Origin of the sequence: Vibrio sp. Y20_XG_PY13, assembly GCF_024181925.1 — a bacterium.
GTDB lineage: Bacteria > Pseudomonadota > Gammaproteobacteria > Enterobacterales > Vibrionaceae > Vibrio > Vibrio parahaemolyticus.
Window position 1 is genome coordinate 689,034 of the sequence record NZ_JAMZAL010000001.1, and the last position, 12,668, is coordinate 701,701.

General features: G+C 49.2%; 10 protein-coding genes and 2 pseudogenes. 5 read left to right on the top strand and 7 right to left on the bottom strand.

The annotated features are described in order from the left end of the window. Positions 1–2 precede the first annotated feature (2 nt). The 5 genes and pseudogenes from NL646_RS03000 to NL646_RS03020 form a co-directional block, all read right to left on the bottom strand. Positions 3–1,147, bottom strand: a pseudogene (locus tag NL646_RS03000) (enoyl-CoA hydratase/isomerase family protein). 8 nt (positions 1,148–1,155) lie between these two features. Continuing rightward, positions 1,156–1,941 carry an enoyl-CoA hydratase gene (locus NL646_RS03005; RefSeq protein ID WP_253663828.1) on the bottom strand — a complete coding sequence of 262 codons (786 nt, stop codon included), beginning with the start codon at positions 1,939–1,941 and terminating at the stop codon, positions 1,156–1,158. Positions 1,942–1,982: 41 nt separating this feature from the next. Further along, a complete protein-coding gene (locus NL646_RS03010; protein WP_140073552.1) occupies positions 1,983–3,137 on the bottom strand; it encodes an acyl-CoA dehydrogenase family protein in 1,155 nt (384 codons plus the stop codon). Between the two features lie 20 nt (positions 3,138–3,157). Beyond that, a complete protein-coding gene (locus NL646_RS03015) occupies positions 3,158–4,651 on the bottom strand; it encodes a CoA-acylating methylmalonate-semialdehyde dehydrogenase (protein WP_140073553.1) in 1,494 nt (497 codons plus the stop codon). 29 nt (positions 4,652–4,680) lie between these two features. After that, positions 4,681–5,907, bottom strand: coding sequence for a thiolase family protein (locus tag NL646_RS03020; RefSeq protein ID WP_140073554.1), 1,227 nt, complete (start codon positions 5,905–5,907; stop codon positions 4,681–4,683). A gap of 257 nt (positions 5,908–6,164) precedes the next feature. Here NL646_RS03020 and NL646_RS03025 point away from each other — a divergent pair, with 257 nt between their 5' ends. From NL646_RS03025 to NL646_RS03045, 5 genes and pseudogenes are all read left to right on the top strand, one after another. Further along, the gene (locus NL646_RS03025) at positions 6,165–6,539 is read left to right on the top strand and encodes a MerR family DNA-binding transcriptional regulator (RefSeq protein ID WP_005455792.1); all 375 of its coding nucleotides are present in this window, start codon (positions 6,165–6,167) and stop codon (positions 6,537–6,539) included. A 78-nt stretch (positions 6,540–6,617) separates the two neighbouring features. Next, positions 6,618–7,787, top strand: coding sequence for an isovaleryl-CoA dehydrogenase (locus tag NL646_RS03030; protein WP_005485970.1), 1,170 nt, complete (start codon positions 6,618–6,620; stop codon positions 7,785–7,787). A gap of 34 nt (positions 7,788–7,821) precedes the next feature. Beyond that, positions 7,822–9,205: pseudogene (locus tag NL646_RS03035) on the top strand (carboxyl transferase domain-containing protein). Positions 9,206–9,242: 37 nt separating this feature from the next. Beyond that, positions 9,243–10,088: an enoyl-CoA hydratase-related protein gene (locus tag NL646_RS03040; RefSeq protein WP_005456044.1), complete on the top strand. Its 846-nt coding sequence runs from the start codon at positions 9,243–9,245 to the stop codon at positions 10,086–10,088. After that, complete coding sequence (locus NL646_RS03045) at positions 10,085–10,987, top strand: hydroxymethylglutaryl-CoA lyase (RefSeq protein ID WP_253663829.1); 903 nt, start codon at positions 10,085–10,087, stop codon at positions 10,985–10,987. The genes NL646_RS03040 and NL646_RS03045 overlap by 4 nt, the downstream gene beginning before the upstream one ends. A gap of 35 nt (positions 10,988–11,022) precedes the next feature. Here the strand turns inward: NL646_RS03045 and NL646_RS03050 are convergent, their stop codons facing one another. Together NL646_RS03050 and NL646_RS03055 are read right to left on the bottom strand one after the other, a co-directional pair. Beyond that, positions 11,023–11,574, bottom strand: a complete 552-nt coding sequence (locus NL646_RS03050) for a DUF2301 domain-containing membrane protein (protein ID WP_015313064.1) — start codon at positions 11,572–11,574, stop codon at positions 11,023–11,025. A 25-nt stretch (positions 11,575–11,599) separates the two neighbouring features. Then, a complete protein-coding gene (locus tag NL646_RS03055; protein WP_005485953.1) occupies positions 11,600–12,478 on the bottom strand; it encodes a DMT family transporter in 879 nt (292 codons plus the stop codon). Positions 12,479–12,668: the final 190 nt, after the last annotated feature.

Sequence of the window (12,668 nt, forward strand, 5' to 3'; positions counted from 1 at the left end):
GGCTAACCTAGCGGCTGTTCACCGAGCTTGGCGAGCGGGTGTTCATCGTCAGCCCAAAGCGAGGTAAACAATAAGTCGATGACATCTTCATCGACTTCACTGACCGTTTTAAACATCCAGTTTGGCTCACCATCTCGGTCGATAAGGCGAGCACGAACGCCCTCTTCAAATTCCCCTAAGAGCGCACAACGAACCGACAGGCTCAGCTCCAATCGGAAGCAGTCTGCAAGAGGTAAGCGGTGATATTCTTTGACTTGTCGAAAGCAAATATGAGCAGTAATTGGGCTGCCTGACGAAAATGTTTCTTTCGCACCGGCAATCCACGGGCTGCTGTCTTCCATCGCCATAATGCGTTGAGCAATGAGGTTTAGGTCTACGCCTTTGCAAGCTTCTTTGATTTGGTCGAGATGAGGGCAGATTTGCGTGGTTGGTTTGCTGTCGATGATTTGTTCTTCCAACAACGCCAACAGTGCACTAACCAGTTCCTTCGCACCAGAAGTCCCCCATGGCACTTTTTGTAGCTCTTTTAACAAAGTGGGATATTGCTCTTCCAGCAACAGCCAATCCGCCAGACCAGTAGTGACAGCGTCACTCGAATTAACGAGCGCACCGGTCAAACCAAGGAATAGACCCACTTCGGGATCGATTTGACTAAGGAACCAAGTACCACCTACGTCTGGATATAGACCGATGTTGATTTCTGGCATGGCTAAACGCGATATTGGCGTAACAACCTTGTGGCTTGTGCCCATAAACAGCCCCATGCCACCACCCATCACGATGCCTTCACCCCATCCAATGATGGGTTTGTTGTAGGTATGGATTAAATAGTCACACTCGTATTCCAACGCAAAGTATTTTGTGCAAAATTCTACGGTCGCTTCTTTGCTCTCATTGTGCATGACGTGATACATCGCCCGCACATCCCCGCCAGCACAGAATGCTTTTTCTCCCGCACCACTTAACACCACACAAACCACGTGCGGATCGTGTTGCCATTTGATCAATTGATCAATTGATCGTGACGTTGACGCAACATATCGAACGTCAATGCGTTCAGTGATGGCGTGTTATCCAACGTCGCGACGCCGATGCGATGTACGCCATCGACACAATCCATTTCTGTAATGGTGACCGTTCCTACCATGAAGCCTCCTATTGGTTCTTCCAGTTAGGTCGACGCTTTTCAAGAAAGGCGCGTACGCCTTCTGTTTGATCTTCGGTATCAAATAAATCGAGGAATAATTCACGCTCTTTCATTAAGCCGTGTTTGAGTGGCGCAGAGCGCATGTTTTGAATCAGAATTTTGCACGCGGCGACCGAAGAAGGCGATTGATTTGCAACCGAATCAGCCATCGCAATCGCTTTACTTAAGGCTTCCCCTTTTGGCACTAGCTCCTCCGCTAAGCCTAGTTCTTTTGCCAGAGAGGCGCTGATTTGTTCGCCGCAAAGAATCATGCGTTTGGCCCATCCTTCGCCAACAAGCGCGGTGAGGTTTTGTGTGCCACCAGCGCAAGGAAGCAGCCCAACTTTCGCTTCTGGCAGCGCGAGTATGGCTTGCTCTTCGACCACTCGAATATCACACGCCAACGCCACTTCTAGCCCACCACCCATGGCATAACCATTAATGGCAGCAATAGATACACCTCGAAACTCGGAGAGGGTTTCAAATGCTTCACCAAAGCAGCGCGCCATCTCTAACGCGCGTGCTTTGTCACCATCAGCAAACAACTTGAGATCCGCACCTGCCGAGAAAAACTTGTCACCACTACCAGTAATGACCAAGGCATATACGTCTTTATTTTGGTTAAGCGTGCACACCAACGCTTTTAAAGCGTGAAGGCTGTCTGCCGTCCACGTGTTCGCGGGGGGATTATGCATCGTAATCACTGCGACGTGATTTTGAATGGTGTGCTCAATGGCTTGTGGCGTTGATGGCATAATGTGACTTCCCCTTTTGATGGCGCAGACCCGATAACTTGTTAGAGCAACGCTGACGTTTCTGAGAGCAGACGACGCGCGATGATCAGACGCATAACTTCATTAGTGCCCTCAAGAATTTGATGTACGCGAACGTCACGGAAATAACGCTCCATGGGGTACTCTTTTATGTACCCGTAACCGCCGTAGATCTGCAACGCCTGGTCGCAAATTTGAAAACCGACGTCGGTTGCAAAGCGTTTCGACATCGCGCAGTACGTCGTCGCATCGGAATCGTCTCGATCGAGTTTGCTGGCGGCATAACGCACCAATTGCCGTGCTGCGACAAGCTCCGTCGCCATGTCCGCTAACTTGAATTGCAGCGCCTGAAATTGCGCTAACGATTTTCCGAACTGCTTTCGCTCCTGCATATATTGCGTAGCTTGATTCAGAGCTTGTTGCGCCGTACCAACGGAACAGGTCGCGATATTAATGCGTCCACCGTCCAATCCTTTCATGGCAAATATGAAGCCTTGCCCTTCTTCGCCCAGTAAATGACTTGCTGGAATAACGACATTTTCAAACGTAACCGCGCGTGTTGGTTGGCTGTTCCAGCCCATTTTGGGCTCTTTTCTCCCATAACTGATGCCGTCAGCTTGAGCAGGAACAACAAATGCAGACACACCTTTGGCACCCGCTTCGCCCGTTCGCGCCATCACGACCAAAACATCCGTCTCTCCTGCGCCGGAGATAAATGCTTTACCGCCATTCAACACGTATGTATCGCCTTTTTTGCTCGCGGTTGTGGTCAACGAAGCGGCATCCGACCCCGCATTGGGCTCTGTCAAGCAATACGAACCCAACCATTCTCCGGTGACGAGTTTAGGACAATATTTGGCTCTCACGTCTTCGGTCGCGAAACTCGCCACCATCCAACTCACCATATTGTGGATGGTCATGAAAGCAGTCGTCGACGTGCACCCCATGGAGAGCTGCTCAAAAACAATCGACGCATCCAAACGGCTTAACCCCAAACCACCATGTGCTTCTGGCGTGTAGAGGCTGAGAAAACCCAGTTCTCCCGCCTCTCTCAATACGTCTTTGGGAAAGTTCTGTTTTTCATCCCACTCTGCGGCCATTGGTGCTAAACGCTCTAACGAAAACTGCTGAGCCGTATCGGCAAATGCACGTTGATCTTCATTAAGTTCAAAGTCCATAAAAGCTCCTTGCTGTTCACTCAGCGCAGTTGAATGGTCAAATTCGGCCCTGTTGGGATGTCATCATCAAACCATCTCGCCGTTACCGTTTTAGTCTCGGTGTAAAAACGCACAGCTTGCTTGCCATACGCATGCAAATCGCCATAGAAACTGCCCCTCCAACCCGTGAAGGAGAAGAATGGCAAAGGCACCGGAATCGGAACATTGATACCGACCTGACCAACTTGAATCTCGTGCTGATATTTCCGTGCAGCCGCGCCATTAGCGGTGAATATCGACGTGCCATTACCGTAAGGATTGCGATTGACGAGCTCGATCGCCTCTTGCAACGTCTCTACTTCAATGCAGACCAAAACTGGACCAAAAATCTCTTGGGTGTAAATCGACATATTCGGCGTTACGCCGCTAAACAGCGTTGGCCCGATCCAATTACCATCGGGAAACCCTTCGACTTCACATTGGCTGCCATCAAGTTCACACACCGCACCTTGTTGTTTGCCTAACTCAATCAAACCCAAAACGCGCTGCTTGGCTTGCTCACTGATCAATGGGCCATACGCAGCATCCTCATCATCCCAAGCGCCGGGATGGATTTTCGCCATTTCTTGTTTGAGATCGGCAATCCAGGCTTTTGACTCACCAACAAACACCGCGACTGAAATCGCCATGCAACGTTGCCCTGCAGCACCAACCGATGATCCCACCAAGTTGTTGATGACGTGCTCTTTGTTAGCATCAGGCATGACAACCATGTGATTTTTAGCGCCAGCAAAGGCTTGTACGCGTTTAAAGTATTGAGTTCCCGTGGTGTAAATGTACTGCGCGACAGGCACTGAGCCGACGAAAGACACCGCGCGAATATCGGGATGAGCAAGCAAGAAATCGACTTGATCTTTGCGGCCATGAACGATCTGCAATACGCCTTTTGGCGCACCCGCCTCTTCAAAAAGCTCAGCTAAGCGAATCGAGGTTAAAGGCACTTGCTCGGAAGGCTTAAGAACGAAAGTGTTACCGCTCGCGATTGCGATGGGAAACATCCACAACGGGATCATGGCAGGAAAGTTGAACGGAGTAATGCCGCAGCACACACCCAAAGGCTGGATGAGAGAGTAGCTGTCGATCTCAGTCGCGACATTTTCGACCGTTTCTCCCATCAGGTTGCTGGCAATGTTGGCCGCTTGCTCAACCACTTCTATGCCGCGCCAAACATCGCCTTTGGCATCGGCAAAGATTTTGCCCGTTTCGTGCGAAAGTAAGGTTGCGATTTCATCATGATGTTCTTTCAAAAGATGCTGATAGCGAAGCATCAAACGCGCTCGCTCTGATACCGCCACCTCTTTCCAAGATTGAAAAGCCGTTTGCGCACTTTCGATGGCCGCTTTCATCTCAGCATTTGTCGAACATGGCACATACGCGATTACGTCATTGGTGGCGGGATTGGTGACCTCAACCCAATCTGAGGTTTGAGACTCACGAAACTCACCATCAATAAATAAGGGAACCAAACGAGTCATCATTTACTCCTTTGTTAACTGTGCAGAAATTACAGCGGGATCTCGATACCTATCGCTGTTGCCTCGCCACCGCCAATACACAGTGACGCAACGCCTCGCATCACTTTCTTGTTGCTTGCATCCCCATCAATTCCCAGTGCTTGTAGCTGTCTTAAACTGTGGATCAATGTGACCAAAATTCGAGCCCCACTGGCACCAATTGGATGCCCGAGCGCACAAGCTCCGCCTTTAATATTGACCTTGCTTGAATCAAGCCCTAATTCCGCAACCGCAATTTGTGTCACTACCGCAAAGGCTTCGTTGATTTCCCAGAGATCAATTTCGTCAATCGACCAATCCAATTGCGACAACAATTGTTCAATGGCGTAGACCGGAGCCAACGTAAACTCATCCGCCTTTCTCGCATGAGTCGCGTGCGATTTGATAATGGCAAGCGGGGTAAGATTTTGGTGGCGCGCCGTCTCTTCATCCATCAAAATCAACGCGGCTGCACCATCGGAAATGGCACTGGAGTTCGCCGCAGTCACTGAGCCTTTTTTATCGAAAGCGGGTTTGAGCTGAGGAATTTTTTCTAGATCGATGGAGCGAGGATGCTCATCATAATCGAGATGGGTTGTGGCAGTTTTTGTCCGGATGTCAATTGGTGCAATTTCATCATCAAACAAACCACGCTCTTGCGCTTCTAACGCTCGTTTTGCAGACATGGTTGCCCACTCATCCATTTTCTCACGGCTGAATTTGAGCCTATCTGCAATTTGCTGAGCATAAACGCCCATCAAGTGCCCTTCGTAGGCATCCTGCAATCCATCAAGAAACATGTGATCGTAAGTGGAGTGATGCCCTAATCGCATGCCATTGCGCGCCTCTTTCAACAAATAGGGCGCATTCGTCATGCTTTCCATACCTCCAGCAACAGCCGTTCGAATGGTGCCAGCTTTGATCAAGTCATGAGCAAGCATGATGCTTTTCATTCCCGAACCGCAAACTTTATTGATGGTTGTGCACCCTGTACTGGGTGGTAAACCCGCACCGAGCGCTGCCTGTCTAGCCGGCGCTTGTCCGCATCCGGCTGGTAGCACGCAGCCCATCAACACTTCATCAATTACGGTCTCAGAAAGTACGTTTTCACCCAGCGATTTCATCGCGGCCTTTATGGCAAATGCGCCTAACTGCGGTGCGGAGTACGGTTGCAACAGCCCTTGAAAGCGCCCAATTGGCGTTCTTTTCGCACTGACAATCCAAATGTCGTTTCCCATGATTCGCGTTCCCTAACGGTGTATCACAGCGTACGAACTACCCACCACAATTGCCTATTCAGGTTTTCTCACCTCAAACGATGAAGCTCTATCCCTTATCCGGCAACGAAATTATCGCACTGTGATTTCTTGACGTTTACGTAAGCATAGCACTAGCCTTTACAGTGAGGTAAAGAAACACATTGATAACAACCTAATTTTTATTCAGTCATGGTCAGATTTCGAGAAGCTGGATTTTTATTCGAGGTAAGTGTGTTATGGAAAAATACAAAATCAGTGATCTCGCCAAAGAGTTCGACATCACGACGCGCAGTATTCGATTTTATGAAGATGTTGGCCTGATTGAGCCAGAGCGAAAAGGCAATATGCGCGTTTATCAGCGTAGGGACAAAATCCGACTTAAACTGATTCTTAGAGGGAAACGGCTCGGCTTCTCACTGGCAGAAATACGTGAACTGTTCGAACTTTACGACATGCAACAAACGGATGAACAGCTGCTCAAAATGCTTAATATCATTGAAGAAAAGCAAGCCGTGTTACAACAGCAGTTAAATGACATTGGTGTCGTCATGGGCGAGCTCAATGCGGCAAAAGAACGCTGCCTTCAAACACTAAAAAACAACGAAAAGTAACAACGCCACTAACTCAAATTTCCCTCACTCAAGCAGTGCACGATTTTCACAGTCACACACCTGTAACAGGGAGACGTTATGAAAACGAGCTACATCCCGCTGAATTTCGGGCTCGGTGAAACCATTGATATGCTCCGAGATCACGTCAATGCGTTCGCGAGTGAGCATATAGCTCCTATTGCCGCCGATATTGACCATTACAATCAGTTTCCGAGCCATTTATGGCCACTTCTTGGCGAAATGGGCTTGCTTGGCGTGACCGTCAGCGAAGAATATGGTGGTGCTGAAATGGGCTACCTCGCCCACGTTGTAGCAATGGAAGAGATAAGCCGAGCATCAGCCTCCGTCGCACTCAGCTACGGCGCGCATTCTAATCTTTGCGTAAATCAAATCTTTCGAAACGGCACCCCAACGCAACGAGAAAAGTATCTGCCTAAATTAGTTGATGGTTCGCACATAGGCGCTCTGGCGATGAGCGAAGTCAATTCGGGTTCGGATGTCGTCAGCATGCAGTTAAAAGCCGAAGACAAAGGCGACCACTTCTTACTCAATGGCACAAAAATGTGGATCACGAACGGCCCCGATGCGGACGTGGTCGTTGTGTACGCCAAAACAGATGCTGATGCGGGATCGCGCGGGATCACAGCGTTTATCGTCGAGCGCAGTTTTACCGGATTCAGTGACGCGCAAAAGCTCGATAAGTTGGGAATGCGAGGCTCAAACACATCTGAGCTCGTCTTCAACAATTGCAAAGTACCTAAAGAAAACATTCTCGGAGCACTCAATTGTGGCGTCGAAGTATTGATGAGTGGGCTTGATTACGAGCGCGTTGTTTTAGCTGCTGGCCCACTCGGCATTATGCAAGCGTGTATGGATATCGTCGTCCCCTACGTGCATGAGCGCAAACAGTTCGGCAAATCCATCGGCGAGTTTCAGCTTGTGCAGGGCAAATTGGCCGACATGTACTCACGTATGAACGCTGCAAAAGCGTACGTCTACACCGTCGCGGCGGCTTGTGATCGTGGTGAATGCACGCGCAAAGATGCCGCTGGGGTGATTTTGTACAGCGCAGAATTGGCAACACAAATGGCGCTCGACGCCATTCAGCTACTCGGCGGTAATGGCTACATCAATGAATACGCAACCGGACGTCTTCTGCGTGATGCAAAACTGTATGAAATTGGGGCAGGAACCTCCGAAATTCGCCGCATGCTCATCGGGCGCGAATTGTTTGAGGAATCACGCTAGATCCTGATTCACTCGCTAGAAAAAGGAAGTCATCATGGCCATCATAAAAAGCAAAACCAAGCCAACTGACGAGCTGTTTCTTTCTAACCAAGCCGCGATGGAAATGCTGGTTGAAAAGCTGCAAAAAGACATCGCCACCATCAAACTCGGTGGCGGCGAACGTGCCATTGCTCATCAGCGACAAAAAGGAAAACTCCCGGTTCGAGAACGAATTTCACATTTGCTCGATGATGGCAGCAACTTCCTTGAAATCGGTCAGTTCGCCGCTTGGCAAGTGTACGATGAGTCCATCCCATGCGCGGGTGTCGTGGCTGGCATCGGCATGATCGAAGGTATTCAATGTATGGTGATTGCCAACGATCCTTCGGTCAAAGGCGGCACCTATTATCCTCTCACCGTGAAAAAGCACCTTCGAGCACAAGAGATAGCTCAGCGTTGCCAACTACCGTGTGTCTACCTTGTCGACTCTGGCGGCGCAAATCTCCCTCATCAATCAGACGTTTTTCCCGATAAAGATCACTTCGGCCGTATCTTCTTCAACCAAGCCAGAATGTCGGCCAAAGGCATTCCTCAAATCGCCGTTGTTATGGGGCTGTGCACCGCAGGCGGCGCTTATGTCCCAGCAATGGCAGACGTGTCGATAATGGTGAAAGAACAAGGCACCATCTTTTTAGCCGGGCCCCCATTGGTAAAAGCCGCAACGGGCGAAATCGTGACTGGTGAAGAACTCGGCGGCGCAGATGTGCATTGTCGAAAATCGGGGGTGGCAGATTATTATGCCGAAAGCGATGAGCACGCCTTAGACTTAGCGCGCGAGGCGATTGCCAATGCGAACCGTCCAAAGCCGCCGAAATCAGACAGTGCCATCTTACCACCACGTTACGATGCGGAAGAAATGTACGGCATTGTGAATGCCAATTTGCGTTTGTCGTTTGATGTACGTGAAATCATCGCGCGTATCGTCGATGATTCGGATTTCGATGAGTTTAAAGCCCTCTACGGACGCACGCTGGTGTGCGGCTTTGCGCGCATTCATGGTCAGTTGCTTGGTATTGTCGCGAACAATGGCATTTTGTTTTCTGACTCCTCACAAAAAGGGGCGCACTTTATTGAACTGTGCGCCAAACGCACGCATCTCCGTAATGGGCGGAGAGCAAGCCGCTGGCGTGTTGACTCAGGTGCGCAAAGAGATAAACCAACGTCGCGGCGAAGAATGGTCCGAGCAAGAAGAACACACTTTCAAAGAATCGATCATAGACTTGTATGAGACCCAAGGGCATCCGTACTTTGCCAGTGCAAGATTATGGGACGACGGCATCATTGACCCCAAAGAGACGCGAAACGTGCTTGCACAAGCGTTAATGGCCGCGCTCAACGCGCCAATACCTGATAGCGAATTTGGCATCTTTAGAATGTAACCGCGCAATTGAAATAAACGTTCACAAGGAAATCATTATGCAGGAAAGACAACCAAGCATTGTTCCAAACGCTCAACGACACAATGATGTGCTTTGGCAGGTTGACGAATTCGGTGTTGCAACACTGACGCTGAATCGGACTAAGAAACACAATGCCTTCGATGCCTGCATGATTGATTTGATCATCCATCGCTTAGATTATCTTGCACTAAGAACCGATGTGCGTTGCTTAGTGCTGCGCAGTAATGGCAAACACTTTTCCTCTGGTGCGGACTTAGCTTGGATGCAATCGATGGCAAATAGTACCCGAAAAGAAAACCTAGTCGATGCACAAAGCCTCGCTCGCTTAATGGAAACGTTGGATGCCTTCCCTCAACCCACCATCGCTGTCGTACAAGGCTCAGCCTTTGGTGGCGCATTGGGGCTAATTTGCTGCAGCGATATCGCTATCGCCAGCCACTCCGCTCAGTTTTGCTTGAGTGAAGTCAAATTGGGATTGGTGCCCGCCACCATTGCACCATACGTGATGCGTGCGATGGGCAATCGACAAGCACGTCGTTACATCCTCAGTGGTGAAGTCATCCCTGCGGTTAAAGCGCAACAGTTTGGCATCGTGCATGAAGTGAAAGAAGATGACGAGCTTGAATCATGCGTAAGCGAAGTCGTCGCTTCTTTGCTACTCAATAGCCCAGATGCGATGAGAAAAGCGAAAGCACTCTGCGAACAATGCCACCAAAATCCCATTGATTCTCAGCTTATCCGCTACACCAGCCAATTGATCGCCGATATCCGTGTATCGCCGCAAGGGCAAGACGGTTTACAAGCTTTCTTAGAAAAACGGCCTCCGAGCTGGGTCCATCAACCTGATGCGGAGGAAGAATGACACTGCCTACTAACGTAAACATTGTTGAAGTTGGCCCTAGAGATGGACTTCAAAATGAATCACCGGTTTCGACTCGCACTAAAATCCGTCTGATTGATTTACTTTCTGACACGGGTTTGAGTCACATCGAAGCCGGCTCATTTGTCTCACCCAAATGGGTTCCGCAAATGGCAGATTCCAAAGAAGTCATGCAAAATATCACGCGAAGAGCCTCGGTGACTTACTCGGCACTCACCCCTAACCTCCAAGGGTTAGAGCAAGCCTTAGATGCTGGGGCCAATCAGGTCGCCATTTTCACTTCGGCTTCTGAAGGTTTTTGCCAGCATAACATCAACTGTTCAATTGCAGAGAGCTTGAAACGCTTCGAGCCATTAATGGTTCAGGCCGATAAATACCATGTTCCAGTTCGTGGATATCTATCGTGCGTCGTCGATTGCCCTTACGATGGGGCGACATCTCCAACACAAGTAGCCAACATATCGCAAGCGTTGATCGAGTTGGGATGCTATGAGGTGTCCTTGGGCGACACGATCGGGACCGGTACGCCTAATCGTGTAAAAGAAATGCTGGAATCGGTGCTAGCACGCATTCCAAGCCAACGTTTAGCCGTACACTTTCATGATACGTGGGGACAAGCGCTGGCAAATATCTACCAGGCCTTAAGCATGGGCATCACCACGGTAGACAGCAGTGTCGCAGGATTGGGAGGGTGTCCGTACGCACATGGTGCATCTGGCAATGTTGCTACAGAAGACGTGTTGTATTTATGCCAAGGCTTGGGCATTGAAACTGGCGTGGATTTGGAGCTGTTAGCCAAAGCAGGATGGATGATAAGCGATGAACTGCAACGCCAACCAACATCGAAAGTTTCACAGGCATTACGTCATAGAATGGAATAACGCACTTTGCATGACGGGCTCAACTAACCCGCCCGTTAGACTTCATAATTCGCTTTGATGCCGATATCAAAGTGCAGTGGCATGCGCCATTTTGCTATAGATAAGTAGGCCATGATCAAACCCGCAAGAAGCGCAGAGATTGCAACAATGGTTGACTGTTCGAACCACAACGCAAATGTCGTCACAACCAACAGCGTAGGTACCAATTTCAAGCCAAGGACTTTGAAACAGAACGACTCTTTCAACGCAATCCCAGAAAAGGTGACAAAGATAAAGCCTAATGCGAGCCACACTCGATTTAACTCTGGGTCGCAGACCATCAAGATCGCTCCTATCCAACCAGACCAACTGATGATAGTGCGAACTGACTTACTGTAAACGTGAATATTACTCGCAGACATTGCACCAGCAATGGTGAATACCGCAAATACTGCTCTATACCTGCCATCCATCCCATCGAGCCATTGACTTTCCAGCGCAGCCAACCCCAAAAGCGCGATGGCAAACACACTGATGCCAGCGCGATACAAGCAAACGCTCAGCTTATCTAAAAAATCTAATGTTTCTTGATGTTCAGTATTTGCCATCGTCGTTCATCTTTAGAGCGTGTATTTACGCTCGCTTGGGGAAGCGGAATCTGCCGCCAGTGCGGTAAATCACCAAAGAAAAGAGAATCAGCAGACAACCAACAAGTTTATTGGCCGTCAGAACTTCGCCATACCAAAGAATGCTGAGAACAACCGTCCAAACCGGCTCTAAGATCATAATCAGTGCCGCATTCCCTGCTTGGACAAACTTTTGCCCCATCGTCTGCATAACGTAACGCAAACTCGTCGCAAGCAACGTACTGAGCGCAAACCACCACCAAATGGATGAATCCACCTGCTCTGGTCGTGATTCCATCAAGAACGACACCAACAGACCTAGACAGCCTGCCGAAAACAGCTGCACACAAGTCAGTAATAAAACGGGCAACTTCTGCGAATATTTGCTGTTTACATTAAAGTGTAGCGCCAAGATAAGCGCCGCTCCAAGAAACCAGAGTTGACTCGCAGACTGCTTCCAACCTCCAGCCAATGAAAGGCACGCTAAACCAATCACCGCAATAGGTAACGAGATCCAAAAGATGCGCTGAGGGCGTTGTTGAAACATTACCCAAGCCACGATTGGCACGAACAGCATCGAGAGGCTCATAATAAATGCGCCCTCGCCTAGCGTATCGCTGATTGAAATGGCGTAAATCCACGTCATCACAGCGCCACCAAGCAGCAAACCAACACCGCTAGCCGCCAACACGTCTTTTAACCGTGCCGCTTTTAGTGGTCGGTAACACAATGGCAGTAAACATAGAGAGGCGATGGTAAATCGCAAGCCAATAAAACCAAAGGGCGGCAGCCCTTGTATCGTTTCTTTGGAAAAAATCCAGCCCAGTGCCGCTATCATCGTAGTGGCCACCAGAATCACGGTCGCTTTGCGTTCTGAGTTAAACATAATTACTCACAAAAAGGCCTGATGAATCGTCATCAGTGGGGATATTTATATCGATTTTAATCTACGAAAGTTATTTATATTCGTATCGCAAATGCTGACGAGGTGTGTAATAAGAATGGAAGATGTTAACGTTTGCGAAACGTCGGCATTATACATTGCAGGTGAGATTTCATCGAGAAATAACAGCGTG

Excerpts from the sequence above, each read along its gene's own strand:
- NL646_RS03025 (WP_005455792.1), top strand. The coding sequence starts at position 6,165 with ATGGAAAAATACAAAATCAGTGATCTCGCCAAAGAGTTCGACATCACG.
- NL646_RS03005 (WP_253663828.1), bottom strand. The coding sequence starts at position 1,941 with ATGCCATCAACGCCACAAGCCATTGAGCACACCATTCAAAATCACGTC.
- NL646_RS03040 (WP_005456044.1), top strand. The coding sequence starts at position 9,243 with ATGCAGGAAAGACAACCAAGCATTGTTCCAAACGCTCAACGACACAAT.
- NL646_RS03015 (WP_140073553.1), bottom strand. The coding sequence starts at position 4,651 with ATGACTCGTTTGGTTCCCTTATTTATTGATGGTGAGTTTCGTGAGTCT.
- NL646_RS03010 (WP_140073552.1), bottom strand. The coding sequence starts at position 3,137 with ATGGACTTTGAACTTAATGAAGATCAACGTGCATTTGCCGATACGGCT.
- NL646_RS03020 (WP_140073554.1), bottom strand. The coding sequence starts at position 5,907 with ATGGGAAACGACATTTGGATTGTCAGTGCGAAAAGAACGCCAATTGGG.
- NL646_RS03030 (WP_005485970.1), top strand. The coding sequence starts at position 6,618 with ATGAAAACGAGCTACATCCCGCTGAATTTCGGGCTCGGTGAAACCATT.
- NL646_RS03050 (WP_015313064.1), bottom strand. The coding sequence starts at position 11,574 with ATGGCAAATACTGAACATCAAGAAACATTAGATTTTTTAGATAAGCTG.
- NL646_RS03045 (WP_253663829.1), top strand. The coding sequence starts at position 10,085 with ATGACACTGCCTACTAACGTAAACATTGTTGAAGTTGGCCCTAGAGAT.
- NL646_RS03055 (WP_005485953.1), bottom strand. The coding sequence starts at position 12,478 with ATGTTTAACTCAGAACGCAAAGCGACCGTGATTCTGGTGGCCACTACG.